Annotated in this window: 22 protein-coding genes; 13 read left to right on the forward strand and 9 right to left on the reverse strand. The window is 66.0% G+C overall.

The genetic code is table 11. From position 1 onward, the window contains the following. Positions 1 to 124 precede the first annotated feature (124 nt). Positions 125 to 382, forward strand: coding sequence for a helix-turn-helix domain-containing protein (locus NGK62_RS09655; RefSeq protein WP_059378228.1), 258 nt, complete (start codon positions 125 to 127; stop codon positions 380 to 382). 179 nt (positions 383 to 561) lie between these two features. Continuing rightward, the gene (gene rimO, locus NGK62_RS09660) at positions 562 to 1899 is read left to right on the forward strand and encodes a 30S ribosomal protein S12 methylthiotransferase RimO (protein WP_059378353.1); all 1338 of its coding nucleotides are present in this window, start codon (positions 562 to 564) and stop codon (positions 1897 to 1899) included. Positions 1900 to 1936: 37 nt separating this feature from the next. On the opposite strand, the gene NGK62_RS09665 is transcribed toward rimO, so the two are convergent. Continuing rightward, positions 1937 to 2254 (reverse strand): DMT family transporter, encoded by a 318-nt coding sequence (locus NGK62_RS09665; protein WP_059378230.1) that lies wholly within the window; start codon positions 2252 to 2254, stop codon positions 1937 to 1939. 81 nt (positions 2255 to 2335) lie between these two features. On the opposite strand from NGK62_RS09665, the gene NGK62_RS09670 reads away from it, so the two are divergent. Continuing rightward, a complete protein-coding gene (locus tag NGK62_RS09670) occupies positions 2336 to 2731 on the forward strand; it encodes a winged helix-turn-helix transcriptional regulator (RefSeq protein ID WP_059378232.1) in 396 nt (131 codons plus the stop codon). On the opposite strand, the gene NGK62_RS09675 is transcribed toward NGK62_RS09670, so the two are convergent. Continuing rightward, on the reverse strand, positions 2728 to 3288 hold the full coding sequence (locus NGK62_RS09675) for a ferritin-like domain-containing protein (protein ID WP_059378234.1): 561 nt from the start codon (positions 3286 to 3288) through the stop codon (positions 2728 to 2730). The two genes, NGK62_RS09670 and NGK62_RS09675, sit on opposite strands and share 4 nt — an antisense overlap. 221 nt (positions 3289 to 3509) lie before the next feature. Here NGK62_RS09675 and NGK62_RS09680 point away from each other — a divergent pair, with 221 nt between their 5' ends. From NGK62_RS09680 to NGK62_RS09695, 4 genes are read left to right on the forward strand one after another with little or no spacing between them, the layout of a single operon-like run. Beyond that, positions 3510 to 4097: an LOG family protein gene (locus NGK62_RS09680; RefSeq protein ID WP_059378237.1), complete on the forward strand. Its 588-nt coding sequence runs from the start codon at positions 3510 to 3512 to the stop codon at positions 4095 to 4097. A gap of 37 nt (positions 4098 to 4134) precedes the next feature. Beyond that, positions 4135 to 4701 carry a hypothetical protein gene (locus tag NGK62_RS09685; RefSeq protein WP_118933583.1) on the forward strand — a complete coding sequence of 189 codons (567 nt, stop codon included), beginning with the start codon at positions 4135 to 4137 and terminating at the stop codon, positions 4699 to 4701. A 49-nt stretch (positions 4702 to 4750) separates the two neighbouring features. After that, positions 4751 to 5377, forward strand: a complete 627-nt coding sequence (locus NGK62_RS09690) for an HAD hydrolase-like protein (protein WP_059378241.1) — start codon at positions 4751 to 4753, stop codon at positions 5375 to 5377. Between the two features lie 18 nt (positions 5378 to 5395). Then, positions 5396 to 6022, forward strand: coding sequence for a pyridoxamine 5'-phosphate oxidase family protein (locus NGK62_RS09695; protein ID WP_059378245.1), 627 nt, complete (start codon positions 5396 to 5398; stop codon positions 6020 to 6022). Positions 6023 to 6056: 34 nt separating this feature from the next. On the opposite strand, the gene fmt is transcribed toward NGK62_RS09695, so the two are convergent. Together fmt and def are read right to left on the reverse strand one after the other, a co-directional pair. Then, positions 6057 to 6998, reverse strand: coding sequence for a methionyl-tRNA formyltransferase (gene fmt, locus NGK62_RS09700; RefSeq protein ID WP_251878206.1), 942 nt, complete (start codon positions 6996 to 6998; stop codon positions 6057 to 6059). Positions 6999 to 7168: 170 nt separating this feature from the next. After that, positions 7169 to 7681 carry a peptide deformylase gene (gene def / locus NGK62_RS09705; RefSeq protein ID WP_059378250.1) on the reverse strand — a complete coding sequence of 171 codons (513 nt, stop codon included), beginning with the start codon at positions 7679 to 7681 and terminating at the stop codon, positions 7169 to 7171. A gap of 217 nt (positions 7682 to 7898) precedes the next feature. On the opposite strand from def, the gene dprA reads away from it, so the two are divergent. From dprA to NGK62_RS09720, 3 genes are all read left to right on the forward strand, one after another. After that, the gene (gene dprA / locus NGK62_RS09710) at positions 7899 to 9011 is read left to right on the forward strand and encodes a DNA-processing protein DprA (protein WP_251878208.1); all 1113 of its coding nucleotides are present in this window, start codon (positions 7899 to 7901) and stop codon (positions 9009 to 9011) included. A 112-nt stretch (positions 9012 to 9123) separates the two neighbouring features. Beyond that, positions 9124 to 10032 carry a hydroxymethylglutaryl-CoA lyase gene (locus tag NGK62_RS09715; RefSeq protein ID WP_059378254.1) on the forward strand — a complete coding sequence of 303 codons (909 nt, stop codon included), beginning with the start codon at positions 9124 to 9126 and terminating at the stop codon, positions 10030 to 10032. A gap of 8 nt (positions 10033 to 10040) precedes the next feature. Further along, positions 10041 to 10514, forward strand: a complete 474-nt coding sequence (locus NGK62_RS09720; RefSeq protein WP_059378355.1) for a hypothetical protein — start codon at positions 10041 to 10043, stop codon at positions 10512 to 10514. Between the two features lie 58 nt (positions 10515 to 10572). Here the strand turns inward: NGK62_RS09720 and NGK62_RS09725 are convergent, their stop codons facing one another. Then, a complete protein-coding gene (locus tag NGK62_RS09725) occupies positions 10573 to 11589 on the reverse strand; it encodes an amino acid ABC transporter substrate-binding protein (RefSeq protein WP_059378256.1) in 1017 nt (338 codons plus the stop codon). A gap of 200 nt (positions 11590 to 11789) precedes the next feature. Then, the gene (locus NGK62_RS09730; protein WP_059378259.1) at positions 11790 to 13031 is read right to left on the reverse strand and encodes an aminotransferase-like domain-containing protein; all 1242 of its coding nucleotides are present in this window, start codon (positions 13029 to 13031) and stop codon (positions 11790 to 11792) included. A 199-nt stretch (positions 13032 to 13230) separates the two neighbouring features. Here NGK62_RS09730 and NGK62_RS09735 point away from each other — a divergent pair, with 199 nt between their 5' ends. Continuing rightward, the gene (locus tag NGK62_RS09735; RefSeq protein ID WP_059378261.1) at positions 13231 to 13950 is read left to right on the forward strand and encodes a YggS family pyridoxal phosphate-dependent enzyme; all 720 of its coding nucleotides are present in this window, start codon (positions 13231 to 13233) and stop codon (positions 13948 to 13950) included. 129 nt (positions 13951 to 14079) lie between these two features. Further along, positions 14080 to 15048: a Bug family tripartite tricarboxylate transporter substrate binding protein gene (locus tag NGK62_RS09740; protein WP_251878210.1), complete on the forward strand. Its 969-nt coding sequence runs from the start codon at positions 14080 to 14082 to the stop codon at positions 15046 to 15048. 90 nt (positions 15049 to 15138) lie between these two features. Here the strand turns inward: NGK62_RS09740 and NGK62_RS09745 are convergent, their stop codons facing one another. Then, the gene (locus tag NGK62_RS09745) at positions 15139 to 19098 is read right to left on the reverse strand and encodes a DUF3683 domain-containing protein (RefSeq protein ID WP_251878212.1); all 3960 of its coding nucleotides are present in this window, start codon (positions 19096 to 19098) and stop codon (positions 15139 to 15141) included. Between the two features lie 133 nt (positions 19099 to 19231). Beyond that, complete coding sequence (locus NGK62_RS09750) at positions 19232 to 19768, reverse strand: YqaA family protein (protein ID WP_118933587.1); 537 nt, start codon at positions 19766 to 19768, stop codon at positions 19232 to 19234. Between the two features lie 73 nt (positions 19769 to 19841). Here NGK62_RS09750 and ilvA point away from each other — a divergent pair, with 73 nt between their 5' ends. Then, positions 19842 to 21350 carry a threonine ammonia-lyase, biosynthetic gene (gene ilvA / locus NGK62_RS09755; protein WP_054457791.1) on the forward strand — a complete coding sequence of 503 codons (1509 nt, stop codon included), beginning with the start codon at positions 19842 to 19844 and terminating at the stop codon, positions 21348 to 21350. A 173-nt stretch (positions 21351 to 21523) separates the two neighbouring features. Here the strand turns inward: ilvA and NGK62_RS09760 are convergent, their stop codons facing one another. After that, complete coding sequence (locus NGK62_RS09760; RefSeq protein WP_059378270.1) at positions 21524 to 22636, reverse strand: porin; 1113 nt, start codon at positions 22634 to 22636, stop codon at positions 21524 to 21526. Positions 22637 to 22885: the final 249 nt, after the last annotated feature.

Below are 22885 nucleotides of genomic sequence, written 5' to 3' on the forward strand. Positions count from 1 at the left end.
CGGCCCTGCCGCACCTGGCCTACGGCAATGCCGTATAATTAAAAATTCGCCTTCGCCCCCATCATGGTGCGACGGCATGACCCCCTGGGACGCCGCACAGGCGCCACCCGACTTTTGAAGAGCCATGAAGAATGCTGCCCCGACGGCGCGCAGCGCACCGTGGCAGGCGTCGCATATCAGCGAAGCACGCAATCGCGTGGGCCTGCCGCAAACGGATTTCGCTGAGCTGCTGGGCGTGAGCGTGCGCACGCTGCAAGATTGGGAGCAAGGACGGCGCACCCCCTCGGGTGCGGCAAAGACCCTGCTACAGGTAGCAATGCTGCACCCCGAGACCCTGCGAGAGCTGCCCCCGTGGCCCGCCAACGAACACGCTGAATCTTGAGGCCAGCCGCCCCGGCCTCGCCCGACATGAAAAACACATCCGCCGCGCGACACGCTTGCCGCGCGTTTTTTTGGTGAACGACATTGGAAATCCTCGAAACCTCCCGGCCTGGCAAGGGCCCCGGCAAGGCCAACAGCGCTGACGCGAACGCGTCCGCCACCTCCGCCCTGGCCGACACTATCGCCGCGGCCAACGCCGACGGCCGAACCCCGCGCGTGGGCTTCGTATCCCTGGGCTGCCCCAAAGCCCTGGTCGACTCCGAACGCATCCTGACCCAGCTGCGGACCGAAGGGTACGTCGTCACGCCCGAGTACAACGATGCCGACGTGGTCGTGGTCAATACCTGCGGCTTCATCGACAGCGCCAAGGCGGAATCGCTGGAGGCCATCGGCGAAGCCCTGGCCGAGAACGGCAAGGTCATCGTGACCGGCTGCATGGGCGTCGAGGAATCGGTGATCCGCGACGTGCACCCCAGCGTGCTGGCCGTGACCGGCCCGCAGCAATACGAAGAGGTGGTGCGCGCGGTGCACCAGGCCGCGCCGCCCAAGAAGGACCACAACCCCTATCTGGACCTGGTGCCGCCGCAAGGCATCAAGCTCACGCCGCGCCACTACGCCTATCTGAAGATCTCGGAAGGCTGTAATCACCGCTGCAGCTTCTGCATCATCCCGTCGATGCGCGGCGACCTGGTCAGCCGGCCGGTGGGTGACGTGCTGAGCGAAGCCGAGCGCCTGGTCAAGGCGGGCGTGAAGGAATTGCTGGTGATCTCGCAAGACACCAGCGCCTATGGCGTGGACATGAAGTACCGCAGCGGTTTCTGGAACGGCCGTCCGGTAAAGACCCGCATGACCGAACTCTGTATGGCCTTGTCCGAGATGGGCGTGTGGACGCGCCTGCACTACGTGTATCCGTACCCGCACGTGGACGAAGTCATTCCGCTGATGGCCGAGGGCAAGATCCTGCCCTACCTGGACATTCCGTTCCAGCACGCCAGCCCGCGCATCCTGAAGGCCATGAAGCGCCCGGCCTTCGAGGACAAGACCCTGGCCCGCATCAAGCGCTGGCGCGAGATCTGCCCGGATCTGACGATACGCTCGACCTTCATTGTCGGCTTCCCCGGGGAAACCGAGGAAGACTTCCAGTACCTGCTGGACTGGATGCAGGAAGCGCAGCTGGACCGCGTGGGCTGTTTCCAGTATTCGCCGGTGGAAGGCGCACCCGCGAACTTGCTGGACAATCCGGTGCCGGACGAGGTCAAGCAGGAACGTTGGGAACGCTTCATGGAGCTGCAGCAATCGATCTCCAGCGCCCGCCTGGCCAGGAAGGTGGGCCGCGAGATCGACGTGCTGATCGACGAAGTGGACGAAGACGGCGCCGTGGGCCGCAGCAGCGCCGACGCGCCGGAGATCGACGGCTGCGTCTACGTCAGCTCGGACAAGCCCCTGAAGGCGGGCGATCTGGTGCGCGTGCGCGTCACCGATTCCGACGAATACGACCTCTGGGCCGACGCGATCTGAGCCCGGTCCCGCGCGCGGCGCCCGCCGCGTGCTGGGCTCAAGCTTCCAGCAGCTTGAGCCCAGCCACCCCGCCCACGATCATCGCAATGCACAGCAGGCGGGCGGCGGACGGCGAATCCCCGAAGAGCATGATCCCCAGCACGGTGATGCCCACGGACCCGATGCCGGTCCAGATGGCATAGGCAGTGCCTGCGGGCAGCTGCTTCATGGCCAAGGTCAGCAAGAACACGCTGCCCAGCGCGGCCGCGATACCGATCACGCTGGGCCACAAACGCGTCCAGCCATCGGCATACTTCAAGGCCAGGGCCATCACGATTTCCACCGCGCTCGCGGCGACCAGAATCAACCAGGCCATTGCGGCCTCCTGCCAGGACTAGGGAACGGCTAGCTTAGAGACTATAGTTACCGTACGACAAGTACGCACCTTTTGGTAACTATGAAAAAGCCTTCCGCCTCCACGCCCGCGGGCGACGTGTTCGACGCCGCCTGTCCGTCGCGCCGCGCCCTGGAACTGATCGCCGGCAAATGGGTGCCGCTGATCCTGCCTGCGCTGGAGCATGGCCCCATGCGCAACAACGAGCTGCTGCGCAGGCTGGACGGGATTTCGCAAAAGGTCATGACGCAGACGCTCAAGGAACTGGAGCGCCACGGCCTGGTGCTGCGCGAGGACCTGGGCACCGTGCCGCCTCACGTGAACTACCGGCTGAGCGAACTGGGCCAGTCCCTGAACGTGGCCCTGATCGCGCTGGACCGGTGGGCCGAGACCCATCATGCGGCGCTGGACGCGGCCGCGCGCCGCCACGATGCCCGGGCGGCGCGCCGCGCCCGCTAGCGCTTGGCCAGGAAGTCCGACATGTCGTCGGCGTGCTCTTCCTCCACCGCCAGGATTTCCTCCAGCAGGCGGCGCGTGGTGGTGTCCTGTTCGCCGATGTACTCGATCATCTGGCGGTAGCTGTCGATGGCGATGCGCTCGGCGATCAGGTTCTCCTTGATCATGTCCTCCAGCGAGGTGCCTTCGACGTACTCAGAATGGCTGCGCTCCAACAGACCCTTGGGCGACAGGTCGGGCTCGCCGCCCAGCTGCACGATGCGTTCCGAGAGCCGGTCGGCATGGTCCTGTTCCTGCGTGGCGTGCTCGGCGAATTCCGCGGCCACGGGCTCGGCGTTCAGTCCCCGGGCCATGAAGTAATGGCGCTTGTAGCGCAGCACACAGACGATCTCGGTAGCCAGCGCTTCATTCAGCAGCTTCAACACGGTCTGGCGGTCGGCGCGATAAGTGTCGGTCACGGCGCCGGACTCGATGTCCTTGCGCGCCTTGGCGCGTATGGCCTTCACGTCCATGTCGAACGGGCGGCTCGCCTGCGCGTGGGTACGGGTTGCTTGTTCCATATCGTGGCTCCTCTTGGTTAAGTGAAAGCACTGCGACACTGGGCTTCCAGTCTCTCCGTACAACCCAGTCTACCGATCGTGGCCGAACATGCTGTGTCCAAACATTGCCTGCGCCCCTCCAAATTGCCCGGCGAAACCGGTTTTCGAACCTTGCGTAAACTATGGGCTTCCCGAAAACCCGTGACGCAATCTGTAACGGGATAGGCATCACCCGAAGATCTATGACTCTGAAGAACATTTGCGTGTATTGCGGCTCGAACCCGGGCGCCCGGCCGGATTACATCGAGCAGGCCCGCGTGCTGGCCCGCGAACTGGTGCGGCGCGATCTGGGACTGGTGTACGGCGGCTCGGTCGTGGGCATCATGGGCGTGGTGGCCAATGAGGTGTTGGCCGCCGGCGGCCGCGTGATCGGCGTGATCCCGGAACTGCTGATGAAGAAGGAACAGGCGCACCGCGGGCTGACCGAACTGCACCTGGTGCAGAGCATGCACGAGCGCAAGGCCATGATGATGGAAAAGGCCGACGGCTTCATCGCGCTGCCAGGCGGCGCGGGCACGCTGGAAGAGTTCTTTGAAGTCTGGACCTGGGCCCAGCTGAACATGCACCAGAAGCCCTGCGGCCTGTTGAACATTGCCGGCTACTACGACGCGCTGGTCCAGTTCGTGGACCATGCGGTCGAGGAAGAATTCATCCGCCCCCAGCATCGCGACATGCTGGTGGTGGAAGAGGACCCTGCTTTGCTGCTGGACCGCTACGCCATGTACGAACCACCCAATGTCTCGAAGTGGTTCGAACAGATCAAGGCCTGAGGCCATCCATTCACCAGACCACAACGGAAGCCCCGCAATGCCCACCCATGCGTTGACTCCCGCCAGTACCGAATCCGTCCTGCGCGACTACTTTCACGCCAAGGACGAGAACCGCCCGCACTACATGGCGCGCGCGTTCGCGCCGGACGCCGTGCTGAAGATGGCCTTGCGCACGCAGGCCATCGCCTTTCCGCCCGAGTCGCACGGCCTGGCCGCCATCACCGATACGCTGGTGCGCAAGTTCGGCCAGACCTACGACAACGTCTACACGTTCTACCTGGCGCGGCCCGAGGCTGGCGCGCGCCTGCCCGACTACCAGTGCGACTGGATCGTGGGCATGACGGAAAAGGCCACGGGTAACGTCCGCGTGGGCTGTGGCCGCTATGACTGGGAATTCCAGCCCGAGCCCTATCGCGCCAGCAACCTCGTCATCACCATCGAAACCATGGTGACGCTGCCCGCGCACGACACCGAAGCGGTGTTCGGATGGCTGCTGGGCCTGGACTATCCCTGGGCCAGCGCCGCCCGCGTCGTGGCCGGCGCGCCGCCGCTCGAAGGTCTGGCTCCCGTCGTGCACTATCTGCTGCATCCGAACGGCGCCTAGGGTCGGTACACGGCCATTTCAGCATCAACAGGCTCTAGAGATCCGCGACTTGAAATACGACATCGCTGCTTTTGATTTTGATGGAACCCTGGCGGACACCATGCCATGGTTCAACTCCATCCTGAATACGGTGGCCGACAAATATGGCTTCCGCAAGATCGACGCCTCCGAACGCGACCAGCTGCGCCATCGCGATGCCGCCGAGATCCTCAAGTTTCTCGGCATCCCGCTGTGGAAGCTGCCCGCCATCATGGCCCATGTGCGCACGCTGATGCAGGAAATCGACCCCAGCGTGCACCTGTTCGACGGCATTCCCGACGCGCTGGCGCGCCTGAAGGCGGGCGGGCTGCGGCTGGCGGTGGTCAGCTCGAACTCCATCGAGAACGTGCAGCGCGTGCTGGGCGCGGAAACCGCCGCCCTGTTCGACAACTACGAATGCGGCACCGACCTGTTCGGCAAGTCCGCCAAGATCGACCGCCTGCTCAAGCAGCACGGCACCGCCCCCGAGCGCTTTCTGCTGGTGGGCGACGAAATGCGCGACATCGACGCCGCCCGCAAGGCGGGTGTGCGCGTGGGCTCCGTCGCCTGGGGCTATAACCATGTCGAGGCGCTGCGCGAACGCGGCCCCGACGAGCTGTTCTTGACCGTTGCCGACCTGCCAGCCGCGCTGGCCTGAACCTGGGACCTCACTGCCATGCATATCGACCCCGCCCACCTGGTTATTGACGCGGACGCCCTGCAAGCGCTGTACGGCTCGCCTGGCGAAGCCTCGATCAAAAAGGAAGTGGACCATGTGCATCCGCACTACCGCGCCTTCATCGAAGCCGCGCCGTTCGCGATGCTGGCGACCGCGGGTCCCGATGGCCTGGACGCCTCGCCGCGCGGCGATCCCGCGGGCTTTGTAGTGGTGGAGGACGAAAAGACGCTGCTGCTGCCGGACCGCCGCGGCAACAATCGCATCGACAGCTTGCGCAACATCCTGGCCGACCCGCGGGTCGCGTTGCTGTTCCTCGTGCCTGGCGTGGGCGAAACCCTGCGCGTCAACGGCGCGGCGCGCATCAGCGTGGACCCCGCCCTGCTCGCCCGCTTCGAGATGGACGGCAAGCTGCCGCGCTCGGTGCTCGTCGTCGACGTGCACACCGTGTATTTCCAGTGTTCGCGCGCCCTGCTGCGCTCCAAGCTGTGGGATCCCGCTACCCAGGTGCCGCGCAGCGCCTTGCCCAGCGCCGGCCGCATCCTGTCGGACCTGACGGCAGGCACGTTCGACGGCGTCACCTACGACCGCGATCTACCCGCCCGCGTGGCCAGCACCTTGTATTGAAAGCGAGTTCCGGGGCGGCTCGGCCCCGGTGTTGTCAGGCCGGCTGCCAGCCGCGCGCGAACACGTCCACAGGCTGGCGCTTGCCGCCCGCCTTCTGCAATTCCAGCAGGCGCAGCACACCGTTGCCGGTGGCGATGTCGATGCCTGAGACATCGGCCCGCAGCACGCTGCCGGGCGCAGCCGTCGTGGCCTGATCCAGCGCCTGCGCGCGCCACACCTTCACCGGGTCTGCCAGGCCGGGCAGGCGGATGCTGGCGCCCGGCACGGGATTGAAGGCGCGCACGCGGCGCGCCAGCAGTTCCGCTGGCTGCGTGCAATCCAGCGCGCCCTCGGCCTTGTCGAGCTTGGCGGCGTAGGTCACACCGGCCTCGGGCTGCTTGCGCGGCGTCAGTCCACCTTGAGCCAGCGCATCCAGCGCCGCGACGATCGCCTCGCCGCCCGCCAGCGCCAACGCATCGTGCAGTTCGGCCGCCGTGGTGTCGCCGCCGATGGGCACGACGCGTTCAAGCAGCATGTCACCCGTATCCAGGCCCTGATCCATTTGCATGATGGTCACGCCAGTCTGCGCGTCGCCGGCCTCGATGGCGCGCTGGATGGGCGCGGCGCCGCGCCAGCGCGGCAGCAGGCTGGCATGGATGTTCAGGCAGCCCAGGCGCGGCAGGTCCAGCACCCATTGCGGCAGGATCAGGCCATAGGCGGCCACCACCATCACGTCGGGGGCCACACGCTCAAGCAGCGCCCGGGCCTCGCCGGCCTCTTCGGGATAGCGGCCGTCCAGGCGCAGGCTGCGCGGCTGGGCGACCTCGATGCCGGCCTCCAGCGCCGCCTGCTTGACGGGGCTGGGCGTCAGCTTCAGCCCGCGCCCTGCCGGGCGGTCGGGCTGGGTCATGACCAGCGGGATCTCATGGCCTGCGGCGCGCAGGGCGTCAAAAGCGATACGGGCGAATTCCGGCGTGCCGGCAAAGACTAGGCGCATGGGACGTGAAAAGAAGAATGGAACGGACGTTCAAAGAATCGCGTTGCCCGCAGCCAGGAGGCCTGGCCGATCCGGGGCGCCGCGGATCCGGCTTTGCCGGTCCGCCTGCGCCGCCCCCTGGAGAGGGGCCCGCCTAGGGGGCCCGCGCAGCGGGTAGGGGGTGGGCCCCTCTACGCTCGCAACGCTTCGCGCTCGGCCTTTTTCAGCCTGGTCTTGATGCGGTTCTGCTTCAGGCTGGACAGATATTCCACGAACACCTTGCCTTCCAGATGATCGAGCTCGTGCTGCACGCACACGGCCAGCAGACCGTCGGCCTCGAACTCGAAGGGCTTGCCATCCACGTCCAGCGCCTTGCAGCGGATGCGGGAGGCGCGCTCGACGTCGTCATAGACGCCGGGCACGGACAGGCACCCCTCTTCGTAGATCTTGTAGTCGTCGCTGCGCCACGTGATCTCGGGATTGATCAGGACCAGCAGCTGGTTGCTTTCCTCGGACACATCGATCACGACGACGCGCTCATGCACGTCGACCTGGGTCGCGGCCAAGCCTACGCCCGGCGCGTCGTACATGGTTTCGGCCATGTCGCGCACCAGTTGGCGGATGCGGTCGTCGACCTCGGCGACCGGCTTGGCCTTTTTGTGCAGGCGCGGGTCCGGGTAGCGAAGAATAGGAAGTAAAGCCATTGCGGGGGAAATGCCAGTAGTCAGGTTTACATAAGAGTTTAATTCATTAGACTCTTGATTTCTAATAGTTTTCGGCTAATCCCGGGATTGGCAGGATTGCCATGTGCCCGGGAGTTTCCTGGCCGCGCCACGCCGCAAATCAATCCGCCCCGGCCCGCGGCCCAACGCCCCGCATGCGACACTCTCGCACCACCGACGCCCTTACGCGCCCCGCACGATGCCGCTTACGCAATCCCCTTCCGAACTGGCCGCCTGGTTGCGCCTGTCCCTGGAACCGAACATCGGCTCCGCCACCGCCTGCACCCTGCTCGGCGCGCTCGGCCTGCCGGAACAGATCTACGCCCAGCGCGCCGCGGCTCTGTCGCGCCATCTGCCCGAAGCGCTGGCGCGGCAGCTGGCCGCCCCGATGCCGCCAGAGATGGCGGCGCAGGTCGAAAGCGCGCTGGAATGGGTGGCCGCGCCCGGCCGGCACATCCTGACGCTGGCCGATCCCACCTATCCGCAAAGCCTGCTGACCATCGCCGACCCGCCCATCCTGCTCTATGTGGCGGGCGACCCCGCTTTCCTGCAGGGGCCGTCGCTGGCCGTGGTGGGCGCGCGCAACGCCACGCCCGGCGGCCAGGAAAACGCCCGCGCCTTTGCGCGGCATCTGGCCGGGCATGGCTGGCGCGTCGTCAGCGGGCTGGCGCTAGGTATCGACGGCGCCGCCCATGAAGGCGCGCTGGACGCCGGCCCCGATGGCGCCGGCACGGTGGCCGTCATGGGCACCGGCATAGACCGCATCTACCCCGCCAAGCATCGCGACCTGGCGCACCGCATCGCGGCGCACGGCGCGCTGGTGTCGGAACTGCCGCTGGGCACGGGCGCGCTGCCGCAGCACTTCCCCAAGCGCAACCGCATCGTGGCCGGGTTGGCGCGCGGCGTGCTGGTGGTGGAAGCCGCCCGCCAGAGCGGATCGCTGATCACGGCCAGGCTTGCCGCGGAAGGCGGGCGCGAGGTCTTCGCCATTCCCGGATCCATCCATTCGCCGCTTTCGCGCGGCTGCCATGCGCTGATCCGCCAGGGCGCCAAGCTCGTGGAAACCGCCCGCGACATCACCGACGAATTGGGCGGCGACCCCACGCCGGCCGCGCGCGCCCAGCCCGCCGCCGCGGAGGCCTTGCCTGACCACCCGGTGCTGGACGCGCTGGGCTACGATCCGCTGCACCTGGATGCGATCCAGGCCCGCAGTGGAATGGACACCGCCGACCTGCAGACGCAGTTGGTCGAACTGGAGCTGCAAGGCCGCATCGTCCGGCTCGACGATGGCCGTTACCAGCGCATGAAATAGGGTTGTTCCCCCCGGACCTCCCTGCAAAACAGGGTCGGCGCTATGGCGCTAATATTGGGCAGATAGCGCCGCCCTGCCGCGCCGCTTACCCCATCCCGAGACAGGAACAAACATGGCTTTGCCCTCCCGCGTGAAGATCGTCGAGGTGTCGCCCCGCGATGGCCTGCAGAACGAAAAGGAATTCGTCCCCACCGACATCAAGGTGGAATTGGTCAACCGCTTATCCGCCGCCGGTTTCCCCAATGTGGAAGCCGCCTCGTTCGTGTCGCCCAAATGGGTGCCGCAAATGGCCGACGGCGCCGAAGTGATGGCCCGCATCGAGCGCCGTCCCGGCACCATCTATTCCGTGCTGACGCCCAACATGAAGGGCTTCGAGGGCGCGCTGGCCGCCGGCGCCGATGAAATCGTGATCTTCGGCGCGGCCAGCGAAGCCTTCTCGCAAAAGAACATCAACTGTTCCATCGCCGAATCGATCGCGCGCTTCGAACCCGTGGTGCAGGCCGCACGCGCCGCCGGTATCCGCGTGCGCGGCAGCATCAGCTGCGCGCTGGGCTGTCCCTACCAGGGCGAAGTGCCGGTGGAAGCGGTCGTGGATGTGGCGCAGCGCTATCTGGCGATGCAGGTCGACGAGATCGACGTGGCAGACACCATCGGCGTGGGCACGCCCAAGCGCGTGCGCGAAGTGATGAGCGCAGTGACGCGCGTGGCCGACCCGGCCCGCATCTCCGGCCACTTCCATGACACCTACGGGCAGGCCTTGGCCAACATCCTGGCGGCGCTGGAAACCGGCATCTCGATTTTCCACACTTCAGTGGCCGGCCTGGGCGGCTGCCCCTACGCCAAGGGCGCCACCGGCAACGTCGCCACCGAAGACGTGCTGTACATGCTGCGCGGCCTGGACATCGACACCGGCGTGGACTTCGACGCCGTGGTCGACATCGGCCAATGGATGTCGGCCCATCTGAACCGCAAGGGCGCAAGCCGCGCGGGCAACGCCATTGCCGCCAAACGGGCGGCATGACGGACCGCATGAACGCTTCGGCCAGCACGCCCTCCGCCGAGGAACACGCGGCGCTGCTGCGTACCATCGGTCCCCTGCCCTTGTCCGGCCAAGCCTGGCCCGACTGGGTCCGCATCCTGACCTGGGTCATCCTGGCGGTGCTGGGCGTGCAGGTGGTCACCACCGCCATCCGCGCGCCCTCGCAGCCCTTCGACACCTTGCTGGCCGTCGTGGTGGGGCTGTGCTTTCTGGGGCTGCTGTTCGTTTCCTGGCACATGCAGACGTCCATCACCACCATCGACGAACGCGGCCTGCGCCAGACCTGGTTCACACGCCGCGAAGTCGCCTGGGAAGACGTGCGCTACGCGCGCTTCGTGCCGATGCTGTTTTCCAAGCGGCTGGTGGTGTTCACGCACCGCGGCCGGCCGATGATCTTCCAGGGCGGCACGCGGGAATTGCGGGCGGCGTTCGTGAAGATCGCGGAGTTGTACCGGCGCGGATAAAGCCATTGGGCTTCGCGCACGGGGCAATCGATTGCCCAACGCGCGAAACCCGTCGTCGTCACCGTATCGGCAACGCGTACATCAAGCCGCCCTGCGTCCACTGCGCATTCAGCCCGCGCTTGATCTTCAGGGGGCTGCCCTGGCCAACGTTGCGCTCGAAGCTCTCGCCGTAGTTGCCCACCTGCTTGACGATGTTGTAGGCCCATTTCTCGTCCAGCCCCAGGTTGGCGCCGCTGCCGGGCGTGACGCCCAGGATGCGCTTGATGTTGGGGTTGGCGCTCTTGGCCTGCTCGTCCACATTCGCGGACGACACGCCGTACTCCTCGGCTTCGATCATGGCCGACAGCGACCAGCGCACGATGTTCAGCCAGGCATCATCGCCCTGGCGCACGAAGGGCCCCAGCGGTTCCTTGGAGATGATCTCGGGCAGCACCACGTAGTCGTCGGGGTTCTGCAGCTTGGAAATGCGGATCGAGGCCAGGCCCGAGGCATCGGTGCTGAAGACGTCGCAGCGGCCGGCGGCGAACGCGTTGACCACTTCGTTGAAGGTCTCGATCACGACCGGCTTGTAGCTCACGTTGTTGGCGCGCGCCCAGTCGGCCAGCGTGTTTTCGTTGGACGTGCCGGTCTGCAGGCAAATGGTGGCGCCGTTGATTTCCTTGGCGCTCTTCACGCCCAGGGACTTCGGCACCAGGAAGCCCTGGCCGTCATAGAAGTTGATGCCGGCGTGGATGATGCCCAGTGCGGTGTCGCGCTGCTGCGTCACGGTGGTATTGCGCGTCAGCACGTCCACCTCGCCAGATTGCAGGGCGGTGAAGCGCTGCTGCGAATTCAACGGCACCACCTTGATCTTGTTGGCGTCGCCGAAGACCGCCGCGGCAATTGCGCGGCACAGGTCCACGTCCAGGCCTTGCCACTTGCCTTGCGCGTCGGGCGCGGAGAAGCCCGCGAAGCCCGTGGTCGTGCCGCAAGCCACGGCGCCGCGCTGGCGCACTACGTCCAGCGTGGCCGCTTGCGCGCCCTGTGCCGCTGCCGCCAGCAACGCCGCGCCGATCAACCCTTTTGCAATGTTCATGACCTCGTTTCCTGTTCTGCTTTGCGGGCGCGGGAACGCGCCGAGGCAAGAAGCTTATAGACATGAAGCGCCCAAACCAAATAACGAGCGCTTATTTAGGTATGCGCACCCCGCACGCAAGCGCCGGGGCGGACAGTCTGAAGAGCTTAGCAACAGGCCAGCCAGAGGCGCATGCGCGCCGTCAAGCCGGCATCAGAGCATCAGGCGGCCAGCGAGATCGACACCGGTTGGTTGGCCTCGCACGCGTCCAGCGCGCGGCCCAGCCGCACCATGCCCTGGGCGATCTGGCTTTCATTCATGGTGGCGAAAGACATGCGCATGGCGTGCAGGTCGGCCTGCGCCGCGTCCGCGTAGAACGCCTTGCCCGGCACGTAGACGACCTCGTGCTCGATGGCGTAGGGCAACAGCCGCGTGGCGTCGATCTCACCGGTCAGCCGGGCCCAGAAGAACATGCCGCCCTCGGGCTTGCTGAAGGTGACGCGGCCGTTGAGTTCGCGGGCCAGGGATTCCGCCATCGCGTCGCAGCGCTGGCCGTAGGCCGCGCGGATGCGCGGCACGTGCTCGCCGTAGCGGCCGTTGGCCAGGTACTGGGCCACGACTTCCTGGATCCAGGCGGACGAGGCCATATCGTCGGCCGCCTTGGCGCTGACGCAGCGGCGGCGGACTTCCGGCGGCGCCACCAGCCAACCGATGCGCAGCGCCGGCGCCATGGTCTTGGACATGCTGGCCAGGTACACGGCCCAGTGGCGCGCTTCGCCCTCGGCCAGCGCGGCGATGGGCGGCACCGCCTCGCCGGCAAAGCGCAGTTCGCTGTAAGGATCGTCCTCGACGATCAGGAAGCGGTGCTTGACCGCCAGTTCCAGCAGCCGCAGGCGGCGCTCGCGCGTCAGGGTCGCGCCGCAAGGGTTGGAGAAGGAGGCGACCACGCAGACCATCTTGGGCTTGATGCGGCCGGCCAGTTCGTCCAGCGCGTCCACGTCGATGCCTTCGGGACCCGACTGCACCGTATGCACCGTTGCGCCGGTGTAGCGCAGCGCCTGTACGGAATTGGGAAACGCGGGCGATTCGATGATGGCGTGGTCGCCGGGCTGCAGCATGACGCGGGTCAGCAGCGCCAGTGCCTGTTGCGAGCCGCCGGTCACGACCAGCTCGGTATCGGCGTTGCAATGGAGGCCGCGTTCGGCCGACAGGCGCGCCAATTCGTGGCGCAGGCTGGCCTGGCCGTCGATGTTGGAATACTGCAGGCAGGCGCCCAGGCGGGCCAGGACCTGGGTCGAGGCGATCGACAGGCCTTCCACGTCGAACAGTTCCTGCGCGGGATAGCCGCCCGCCAGCGAAATGGTGCCCGGCCGCATGGCATACGGCATGAGCGATCGGATGGGGGAAGCGGGAGGATTCAGGAAAGGCGTGGCGAAAGCGTATTCAGGCGCTGCGGTGGACATGGCGGGAGACTGTGTAGGTTGGATACCGTGTCGCCCGCTGGGGCGGCGCCGGAAGGCATAGAACATTGAAATATAAACAAATATCTTCAAATTCTAAGCCTGCCAATCAGACAGGGTCAACGACGCCGGCGGGCGTTGTGGCGAAACGATCCGGCGCAGTCCTACACTATGGGACATCCCGTTCCTACCAGAGAGCTGAATGACCGCCGTAGACACCATGGCCGGGCGCCTTGCCCAGATCCAGCAACGCATCGCCGACGCCTGCACGCGCGCCGGCCGTAGCCCGGACAGCGTGACGCTGCTGCCCGTCAGCAAGACCTTCGGCGTGGACGCCATCCGCGAGGGCATGGCGCTGGGGCTGACCCGCTACGGCGAAAACAAGACGCAGGAAATCCGCCAGAAAGCCGCGGCCCTGGACGGCCTGGGCCTGCAATGGGTGCTGATCGGCCACCTGCAGACCAACAAGGCCCGCGACGCCGCGCGCGACGCGGCCGAAGTCCAGTCGCTGGACCGGGTGGAGCTGGCCGAAGCCCTGCACCGCCGCCTGGCCAACGAAGGCCGGACCCTGGACGTGCTGGTGCAGGTCAAGACTTCGTCCGAGCCCACCAAGTACGGCATGGATCCCGCCGACGTGGCCGCCTTCCTGCGCCGCATCGCCGCTGACTTTCCGACGCTGCGCGTGCAAGGCCTGATGACGCTGGCCGTCAATTCGCCGGATCCCGCCGAAGTGCGCGCCTGCTTCCGTACCCTGCGCGAATTGCGCGACCGCCTGCGCCAGGAAAACCTGCCCGGCGTATCGCTGGACCGGCTCTCGATGGGCATGAGCGGAGACTTCGAACTGGCGATCGAGGAAGGCTCGACCGAGGTGCGTATCGGCTCCGCGATCTTCGGCGCCCGCAGCTACCCCGATCCGCAATAAGCCGCTGAAAACAGGGCACAAAACATCTGCCGATTGCCGGGGACGCAAGGCATAATAACGGCGCATAACAGGCCCCCCGCGCACCCTGCGGCGGCGGCCCATACTTAATTCCGCACTTGGAGACACCCCATGCATAAGCACGCGAAGCGCCTGTTGGCGCTGGCCGCCCTGTCCCTGGCCGCCGGCGCGGCCTCCGCCCAATCCTGGCCCACCCAGCCGGTCCGCTGGATCGTGCCCTACCCGGCCGGCGGCGGCACCGACGTCGTGGCGCGCACGGTGGCGAGCGGCCTGGAAAAACCGTTGGGCCAGACCATCGTGGTCGAGAACCGCCCCGGCGCCGCCACCATCATCGGCGCTACCGCCATCACCCAGGCCGAGGCCAATGGCTACATGGTCGGCACGGCCGACTCGGGCACGCTGGCGTTCAACCCGTCGCTGTACGCCAAGCTGTCCTACGATCCGTCCAAGTTCACCTACATCGGCGGCATCGCCAAGTTCCCGCTGCTGCTGGCCGTAAATGTCAATTCGCCGTTCAAGACCGTGGACGACGTGATCCAGGCCGCCAAGAAAGAACCGGGCAAGCTGTCGGCGGCATCCGCCGGCGCGGGCTCGCCGCATCACCTGGCGCTGGAACTCTTCAAGCAGCGCACCAACGCCAACGTGCTGCACGTGCCCTACAAGGGCGCGGCGCCCGCCGTCCAGGATCTGCTGGGCGGACAGGTGGACCTGATGTTCATCGATCTGGCCTCGGGCCTGCCCAACGTCAAGGCCGGCAAGCTGCGCGTGTTGGCCGCGGCCACTCCGGAACGCGTCGCCGCGCTGCCGGACGTGCCCACCATGGCCGAGCAAGGCGTGCCCAACTTCACCGCCTATGCCTGGCAAGGCCTGGTCGGCCCGGCCGGCCTGCCGGAGCCCGTCGTCAAGAAGCTGGCCGCCGACCTGGAAGCCACGCTGAAGTCGCCCGCCGTATCGCAGAAGATCCTGGACATGGGCGTCATCCCGATGCCAATGTCCTCGCAAGACTTCAAGGCCTACGCCGAACAAGAACGCAGCGCCTGGGCGGACGTGATCAAGAAGGCCGGCATCAAGCTGGAGTAATCCTCACAGCTCACTGCCACAGTTGAAAAAAAACCGCGACCAGCAATGGTCGCGGTTTTTTCTTGTGCGCTTCTTGCGTGGACTGCCGGCCTAAACCAGCACCCGCTCGATGCCGCCCGCATTGGCGCGGCGCACGTACTCTTCCATCCAGCCTTCGCCCAGGATGTGACGCGCCATCTCGACCACGATGTAGTCCGCGTCCATGCCGGTGTCGCCTTCATAGCGCGACAGGCCCTGCAGGCACGACGGGCAGGAAGTCAGCACCTTCACGTCGCCGGTGAAGCCGTCGCTGCGCAAGGCGACATCGCCCTTGAGCAGCTCTTCCTGCTTGCGGAAGCGCACCTGCGTGGAGATGTCGGGGCGGCTGACGGCCAGCGTGCCCGATTCGCCGCAGCAGCGGTCGCTCTTGACGGCGTCGTCGCCGACCAGGGCGCGCACGGTCTTCATGGGTTCCTGCAGCTTCATGGGCGTGTGGCAGGGGTCGTGGTACATGTAGCGCACGCCCTTGGCCCCTTCCAGCTTGATGCCCTTTTCCAGCAGGTATTCGTGGATGTCGATCAGGCGGCAACCCGGGAAGATCTTGTCGAACTCGTAGCCCGCCAACTGGTCGTAGCAGGTGCCGCAGCTGACCACCACCGTCTTGATATCCAGGTAGTTCAGCGTGTTGGCGACGCGATGGAACAGCACCCGGTTGTCGGTGATGATCTGCTCGGCCTTGTCCGTCATGCCGTTGCCGCGCTGGGGATAGCCGCAACACAGGTAGCCCGGCGGCAGCACGGTCTGCACGCCCGCGTGCCACAGCATGGCTTGCGTGGCCAGGCCCACCTGGGAGAACAGTCGCTCCGAGCCGCAGCCCGGGAAATAGAACACCGCTTCCGTGTCGGCCGTGGTGGCCTTGGGATCGCGGATGATCGGCACGTAGTTCGCGTCTTCGATGTCCAGCAGCTTGCGCGCCGCCTGCTTGGGCAGCCCGCCAGGCATCTTCTTGTTCACGAAATGCACCACCTGCTCGCGCAGCGGCGGCTTGCCCACCGTCGCCGGAGGCGCGGCGGTCTGTTTCTTCACCAGGCCCGACAGCAGGTCGTGCGCGGCGCGCTGGACCTTGTAGCCCACGCCCACCATTGCCTTGCGGGTGGCGTTGATAGTGGCCGGATCCTTGGCGTTCAGGAAGAACATGGCGCTGGCCGTGCCCGGATTGAACGACTTGCGGCCCATGCGGCGCAGCACGGCGCGCATGTTCATGGACACGTCGCCGAAATCGATGTCGACCGGACAGGGGTTGTAGCACTTGTGGCAGACCGTGCAATGGTCGGCCACGTCCTCGAACTCTTCCCAGTGCTTGAGGCTGACGCCGCGGCGGGTCTGCTCTTCGTACAGGAAGGCTTCCACCAGCAGCGAGGTGGCCAGGATCTTGTTGCGCGGCGAATACAGCAGGTTGGCGCGCGGCACGTGGGTCGCGCACACCGGTTTGCACTTGCCGCAGCGCAGACAGTCCTTGATGGATTCGGAGATGGCGCCGATGTCGCTTTGCTGCATGATCAGCGACTCGTGGCCCATCAGGTTGAAGCTGGGCGTCCAGGCGTGGCGCAGGTCCGCACCCGGCATCAGCTTGCCGGCGTTGAAGTGACCGTTGGGATCGACGCGGCGCTTGTAGTCCTGGAACGGCGCCAGCTCGGCCTCGGTCAGGAATTCATACTTGGTCAGGCCGATGCCGTGCTCGCCGGAAATCACGCCGTCCAGGTCGCGGGCGATCTGCATGATGCGTTCGACGGCCTGGTGGGCCTCCTGCAGCATGCCGTAGTCGTCCGAGTTGACCGGGATGTTGGTATGCACGTTGCCGTCGCCGGCGTGCATGTGCAGCGCCACGAAGACGCGGCTCTTCAACACGCGGCCATGGATGGCGATCATCTCGTCGACGATCTTCTTGTAGGCCGCGCCCGAAAAAGTGCGCTGCAGGCCCGCCAGCACTTCCGTCTTCCAGGACAGGCGGATGGTGCGATCCTGCACCACGTCGAAGACGCGCGCGCCGGGCTGCGCCGCGAGGCGGTCCGACAGCACGGGCTGCAGCTCGCCCAGGCCCAGGCCATGCAGCTCGGGCAGCGCCTGCAGGAGCGGCAGGTCGAGGTTGTCCAGCAACCACTGCCAGCGCTGCCTGACGGCGGCCAGCAGTTCCAGCGCCTGGCGCGTGCGCTCGGCCAGCATTTCGGCGCGGGTGGTCTCGACGTCCGTGTCGTCGATCTTGCCGACCGGCAACGGCGTGCACAGATAGGCGTCCAGCTCGCCCAGCAGCTTGAGCTTGTTGCTGGTCGAGAGTTCGATGTTGATGCGCTCGATGTGATCCGTGTACTCGCCCATGCGGGGCAGCGGGATCACCACGTCTTCGTTGATCTTGAAGGCGTTGGTGTGGCGAGCGATGGCGGCGGTGCGCGAACGGTCCAGCCAGAACTTCTTGCGCGCCTCGGGGCTGACGGCCACGAAGCCTTCGCCATGGCGCGTGTTGGCCAGGCGCACGACTTCGCTGGAAGCCGCGGCCACGGCGTCTTCGTCGTCGCCGACGATGTCGCCGATCAGGACCATCTTGGGCAGCACGCCGCGCTTGCTCTTGGTGGCGTAGCCCACCGCGCGCAGATAGCGTTCGTCCAGATGCTCGAGACCGGCCAGGATGGCGCCGCGGGCGCGGCCTTCGCCGTCCAGGTAGCCCTTGACCTCGACGATCGACGGGATCGCGTCGCGCGCCTGGCCGAAGAACTCCATACAGACGGTGCGCGTGTAGCGCGGCATGCGGTGCAGCACCCAGCGCGCCGATGTGATCAGGCCGTCGCAGCCTTCCTTCTGGATGCCGGGCAGGCCGGCCAGGAACTTGTCGGTAACGTCCTTGCCCAGGCCTTCCTTGCGGAACACGCGGCCCTGGATTTCCAGGGTTTCGGTCTTCAGCAGGCGTTCGCCCGGCTTGCCGCGGCCGTCGAACCACTTGAGCTCGAAGCGCGCCACGTCCACGTCATGGATCTTGCCCATGTTGTGGTCCAGGCGGCTGACTTCCAGCCAGTTGCCGTTCGGGTCAACCATGCGCCACCAGGCCAGGTTGTCCAGCGCGGTGCCCCACAGCACGGCCTTCTTGCCGCCCGCGTTCATGGCGATGTTGCCGCCGACACAGGAGGCCTCGGCCGAGGTCGGGTCGACGGCGAACACGAAGCCGGCCGCCTCGGCAGCCTCGGAAACGCGCTTGGTCACGACGCCGGCGCCGGCATGGATGACCGCCACGGGTTCGGTCAGCCCGGGCAGCAGACAGGACTCGACCTTGCCGAGCTTGTCGAATTTCTCAGTGTTGATCACCGCCGACTTCCAGGTCAGCGGAATGGCGCCGCCGGTATAGCCGGTGCCGCCGCCTCGCGGGATGATGGTCAGCCCGAGTTCAATACAGGCGGTGACCAGGGCGGCGATCTCGTCTTCCGTGTCCGGCGTCAGCACCACGAAGGGGTATTCCACGCGCCAGTCGGTGGCGTCGGTCACGTGCGAGACGCGCGACAGGCCGTCGAACTTGATGTTGTCGCGCGCGGTGATGCGGCCCAGCACCTTCTGCGCCTGTTTGCGCATCATGGCGGTCTGATCGAACTCGCCCTCGAACGCGGCGATGGCGGAGCGCGCCCGCGCCAGCAGTCCGACGACCTTCTCGTCGCGGTGCGGATCGTGGCCGGCCTCGGCGGGCACGTCCGGTTCGCGGCGGCGGTCGATTTCACCCAGGCGGTGATGCAGGGCTTCGATGAGCTGCTTGCGGCGCTTGGGATTGTCGAGCAGGTCGTCCTGCAGATAGGGGTTGCGGCGCACCACCCAGATGTCGCCCAGGACCTCGTACAGCATGCGCGCGGAACGGCCGGTGCGGCGTTCGCCGCGCAGGTCGCTCAGCAGGCTCCAGGCGTCGTCGCCCAGCAAGCGGCCGACGATCTCGCGGTCGGAAAACGACGTGTAGTTGTACGGGATTTCGCGCAAGCGCGCGGGTGCTGCGGGCGGCATCGCCCCGTTCAAGATGTGGCTAGCGAGTGGGGCGTTCATGGCTGCAAGAAGGGGGCCCTTAAAAAATTATTTTATGCCATAGGCCGAGTCTGGCCCCTAATACCCCTAGGGAAGCGCTCGAAACTCGGAAATGATAGGGATGGTGCGTCCCCAATTAAGTGCAATCCTGGCGCTAGACCTGCCCGGGAAAAAACCACAGCAGTCCGGCCGTCATGACCAGATAGCGCAGGAATTTGCCGATGGCCATGTAGAGCACGCAGGGCCAGAACGACAGCCGCAGCCACCCCGCCACGGCGCATAGCGGATCGCCCACGGCGGGCAGCCAGGACAGCAGCAGCGCCGGCGGTCCCATGCGATGGATCCAGTCGTGGGCACGCTCGTTCCAGCGTCCGCGCATGCGTCCGCCTTCGGTCGCATCGGGATGCGGATGGGGGTGGTGTTCCTTCCAGCGCTGCACGGCGCGCTCGGCGCCCAGGCCCATGGCGTAGCTGATGGCGCCGCCCACCGTATTGCCCAGGGTCGCCACCAGGATGGCCGGCCAGAACATGTCCGGCGCCAGCTTGATGTAGCCGAATACAGCGGGTTCCGAACCCAAGGGCAGCAGGGTCGCGGACACCAGCGAAACCGTGAAGATGGCGGACAGGCCGACCGAGGGCAGCGACAGCACCCCCAGCATCCAATGCACAGCGGATAGCAGACTTTCTTCCATAGTGCGCCGAGTGTAGCCGCGCGCGGGTGCATAATCTGCCCCACCTCCCTACTTCTTGCCCCGCCTGCTGTCCATGTCCACTGACTATCTGAAACGCATCCTGACCTCCAAGGTTTACGACGTTGCGGTCGAATCGCCGCTGGAGACGGCGCCGCTGCTGTCGCAGCGGATCTCGAACACGGTGCTGCTCAAGCGCGAAGATACCCAAGCGGTGTTCAGCTTCAAGCTGCGCGGGGCCTACAACAAGATGGCCAACCTGAGCCCGGCCGCGCGCAACCGCGGCGTCATCGCGGCCTCGGCAGGCAACCACGCCCAGGGCGTGGCGCTGGCGGCCAGCCGGCTGGGCTGCCGCGCCGTCATCGTCATGCCCACCACCAGCCCGCAGGTCAAGATCGACGCGGTGCGCCGCCTGGGCGGCGAAGTCGTGCTGGCGGGCGAGAGCTTTTCCGACGCCTACGCGCACGCGCAGATCCTGGAAAAGAAAGAGAAGCTGACCTTCGTCCACCCCTTCGACGATCCCGACGTGATCGCCGGCCAGGGCACCGTGGGCATGGAGATCCTGCGCCAGCACCCCGGCCCGATCGACGCCATCTTCGTGGCCATCGGTGGCGGCGGGCTGATCGCGGGCGTGGCCGCCTACATCAAGCAGCTGCGCCCGGAAATCAAGATCATCGGCGTGCAGACGGAAGACTCGGACGCCATGCTGCGCAGCGTGCGCGCGGGCCGCCGGGTGCAGTTGAACGACGTGGGGCTGTTCTCCGACGGCACGGCGGTCAAGATGGTCGGCGCGGAGACCTTCAAGCTCACGCGCCAGTATGTGGACGATTTCGTGGTGGTCAACACCGATGCGATCTGCGCAGCCATCAAGGACGTGTTCCAGGACACCCGCAGCGTGCTGGAGCCGGCCGGCGCGATGGCCGTCGCCGGCGCCAAGCAATACGCGGCCGAACACAACCTGAAGGGAAAGACGCTGGTGGCGATCGCCTGCGGCGCCAACATGAATTTCGACCGCCTGCGCTTCGTGTCCGAACGCGCCGAAGTCGGCGAAATGCGCGAAGCCGTGTTCGCCGTCACCATGCCGGAGCAGCGCGGCAGCTTCCGCCGCTTCTGTGAATTGGTGGGCGAGCGCAGCGTGACCGAGTTCAACTACCGCATCTCCGACGCGGACCGCGCCCACGTCTTCGTCGGCATCCAGGTGTCCTCGGCATCCGAGCCCGACAAGATCGCCGCGAACTTCCGCCGCCACGGCTTTGACACGCTGGACCTGACCCACGACGAAATGGCCAAGACCCACCTGCGCCACATGGTGGGCGGGCGCTCGGCGCTGGCGCGCAACGAACTGCTGTACCGCTTTGAATTCCCGGAACGTCCGGGCGCGCTGATGCGCTTTTTGAACGCCATGAATCCGGACTGGAACATCAGCCTGTTCCATTACCGCAACCAGGGCGCGGATTATGGCCGCATCCTGATCGGCATCCAGGTGCCGCCTGCCGACAAGAAGCAGTTCCGCAGCTTCGTCGCCGAACTGGGCTATCCCCACTGGAACGAGACCGACAATCCGGCCTACAAGCTATTCCTGTAGGGCCGCGACCTTCACACCGGCGCACAAAAACGAGAGGGCCTCCATACGGAGGCCCTTCCCTTCCCTGCTCTAGAAACGTCCGGCGGCAACCACTAGGGGGGGGTTCGCTGTCACTCGGCGGCCCACGGAGATGAGCCGCGCATTCAGCAAGGTTTTGCCGGACGTCCTAGCGCTTAGAAACGGTGACGCACGCCCACGGCGACTGCCGTGTCGGTCGCATCGCGCTGGAACGCGTAGTTGTCGCCGTAGGAGGCGTACGCGTACAGGTTGGTGCGCTTGGTGAAGTCGTAGGTGTAGCCCAGGCTGTAGACGTTGAACGTTGCATCGTCGCCCGTCAGCTTGTCGTTGCTGGCGGTGGCGCGCTGCCACGAACCGAAGACAGCGTGGCGGCCCAGCGGCACGGTGGCGCCGATCATGTACGAATTGGCGCGGAAGCCGTCAGCCAGCTTGAACGAGCCCAGGTTCTGCATGCCGTCGGGTGTGGTGCCCATGTTCTGGCCGACGAACCAGCCGTCGCGGGTCTGGCCGAACGCAGCCGCGACCTTCACGACTTCGAAGTCATACGAACCGCCCAGGATGTATTCCTGGATGCGCGCTTCGGACTTGCCGCCGGTCTGGCCGTTGGACGGGTTGAAGCGGTCGTACGCCGCAGCCAGGTTCAGCGGGCCGTTGACGTACTGCACGCCCGCCGTCAGCACGCGGTTGTTGTTGCCGGTTGCGAAACCGGTCTGCGAGGTGTCGCTGACCGTGTCATCGGCGCTGAACGAGTAGCCCACGCCCAGCTTGAAGCCGCCCATGCTGGGGGTCTGGTACAGGACCATGTTGTCCAGGCGCATCGTGTTGGCGCTGCCGAACGTGGTACCCATGTTGGCGGTGTTGTAGCTGATCGAGAACGGGTCGATCGAGCCGAAGTACTTGGAGGCCAGGTTGGTCTGGCGGCCGAATTCGAGGCGGCCCCAGGAATCGCTGTCCAGGCCCACGGTGGCCTGACGGCCGAACAGGCGGCCGTTCTGCAGCGACTTGCCGTTCATGGGGCCGAAGCCGCCTTCCAGGGTAAACACGGCGCGCAGGCCGTCGCCGAGATCTTCGGTGCCGCGCAGGCCGAAGCGCGAGCCGCTGCTCACGCCCTGAACTCCGCCGAAACGGCTTTGCGAATTACCGCCGAACTTGACCTTCTCGTAGCCGACACCGGCATCGATCAAGCCGTACAGCGTCACGGAGTCTGCGGCTTGCGCAGCGCTGGCGAAACCAGCCAGCAGCGCGACAGCCAATAGCGTCTTCTTCATATAAGTCCCCAAAATGGCGAGATGAAAGGCAAACCGCAAACCCACCGCGCACAGAGCTGGGAGTCTGCGTGCCGCTGCGAACAAGTTAGCGGCGCATGCACTGGAGTCAGTGTCCAGCCTGCGCCCATTCGAAGTAACCCGGATTTCGAAGAACTACTTTCCATGGTTGGGATAATGACGGCCTTCTTACTAACCACCCTCTTTGGAAACCTGCGTTAACGCATTGATATCAAATGCGAATTAAGGCTC

Source organism: Achromobacter sp. Marseille-Q4954, from assembly GCF_943737025.1.
Taxonomy (GTDB): domain Bacteria; phylum Pseudomonadota; class Gammaproteobacteria; order Burkholderiales; family Burkholderiaceae_B; genus Achromobacter; species Achromobacter bronchisepticus_A.

What these genes read in the sequence shown, in the direction of transcription:
- NGK62_RS09655 (WP_059378228.1), top strand. Translation starts at nt 125, where the DNA reads ATGAAGAATGCTGCCCCGACGGCGCGCAGCGCACCGTGGCAGGCGTCG.
- NGK62_RS09665 (WP_059378230.1), bottom strand. Translation starts at nt 2,254, where the DNA reads ATGGCCTGGTTGATTCTGGTCGCCGCGAGCGCGGTGGAAATCGTGATG.
- NGK62_RS09670 (WP_059378232.1), top strand. Translation starts at nt 2,336, where the DNA reads ATGAAAAAGCCTTCCGCCTCCACGCCCGCGGGCGACGTGTTCGACGCC.
- NGK62_RS09675 (WP_059378234.1), bottom strand. Translation starts at nt 3,288, where the DNA reads ATGGAACAAGCAACCCGTACCCACGCGCAGGCGAGCCGCCCGTTCGAC.
- NGK62_RS09680 (WP_059378237.1), top strand. Translation starts at nt 3,510, where the DNA reads ATGACTCTGAAGAACATTTGCGTGTATTGCGGCTCGAACCCGGGCGCC.
- NGK62_RS09685 (WP_118933583.1), top strand. Translation starts at nt 4,135, where the DNA reads ATGCCCACCCATGCGTTGACTCCCGCCAGTACCGAATCCGTCCTGCGC.
- NGK62_RS09695 (WP_059378245.1), top strand. Translation starts at nt 5,396, where the DNA reads ATGCATATCGACCCCGCCCACCTGGTTATTGACGCGGACGCCCTGCAA.
- fmt (WP_251878206.1), bottom strand. Translation starts at nt 6,998, where the DNA reads ATGCGCCTAGTCTTTGCCGGCACGCCGGAATTCGCCCGTATCGCTTTT.
- def (WP_059378250.1), bottom strand. Translation starts at nt 7,681, where the DNA reads ATGGCTTTACTTCCTATTCTTCGCTACCCGGACCCGCGCCTGCACAAA.
- dprA (WP_251878208.1), top strand. Translation starts at nt 7,899, where the DNA reads ATGCCGCTTACGCAATCCCCTTCCGAACTGGCCGCCTGGTTGCGCCTG.
- NGK62_RS09715 (WP_059378254.1), top strand. Translation starts at nt 9,124, where the DNA reads ATGGCTTTGCCCTCCCGCGTGAAGATCGTCGAGGTGTCGCCCCGCGAT.
- NGK62_RS09720 (WP_059378355.1), top strand. Translation starts at nt 10,041, where the DNA reads ATGAACGCTTCGGCCAGCACGCCCTCCGCCGAGGAACACGCGGCGCTG.
- NGK62_RS09725 (WP_059378256.1), bottom strand. Translation starts at nt 11,589, where the DNA reads ATGAACATTGCAAAAGGGTTGATCGGCGCGGCGTTGCTGGCGGCAGCG.
- NGK62_RS09730 (WP_059378259.1), bottom strand. Translation starts at nt 13,031, where the DNA reads ATGTCCACCGCAGCGCCTGAATACGCTTTCGCCACGCCTTTCCTGAAT.
- NGK62_RS09735 (WP_059378261.1), top strand. Translation starts at nt 13,231, where the DNA reads ATGACCGCCGTAGACACCATGGCCGGGCGCCTTGCCCAGATCCAGCAA.
- NGK62_RS09740 (WP_251878210.1), top strand. Translation starts at nt 14,080, where the DNA reads ATGCATAAGCACGCGAAGCGCCTGTTGGCGCTGGCCGCCCTGTCCCTG.
- NGK62_RS09745 (WP_251878212.1), bottom strand. Translation starts at nt 19,098, where the DNA reads ATGAACGCCCCACTCGCTAGCCACATCTTGAACGGGGCGATGCCGCCC.
- NGK62_RS09750 (WP_118933587.1), bottom strand. Translation starts at nt 19,768, where the DNA reads ATGGAAGAAAGTCTGCTATCCGCTGTGCATTGGATGCTGGGGGTGCTG.
- ilvA (WP_054457791.1), top strand. Translation starts at nt 19,842, where the DNA reads ATGTCCACTGACTATCTGAAACGCATCCTGACCTCCAAGGTTTACGAC.
- NGK62_RS09760 (WP_059378270.1), bottom strand. Translation starts at nt 22,636, where the DNA reads ATGAAGAAGACGCTATTGGCTGTCGCGCTGCTGGCTGGTTTCGCCAGC.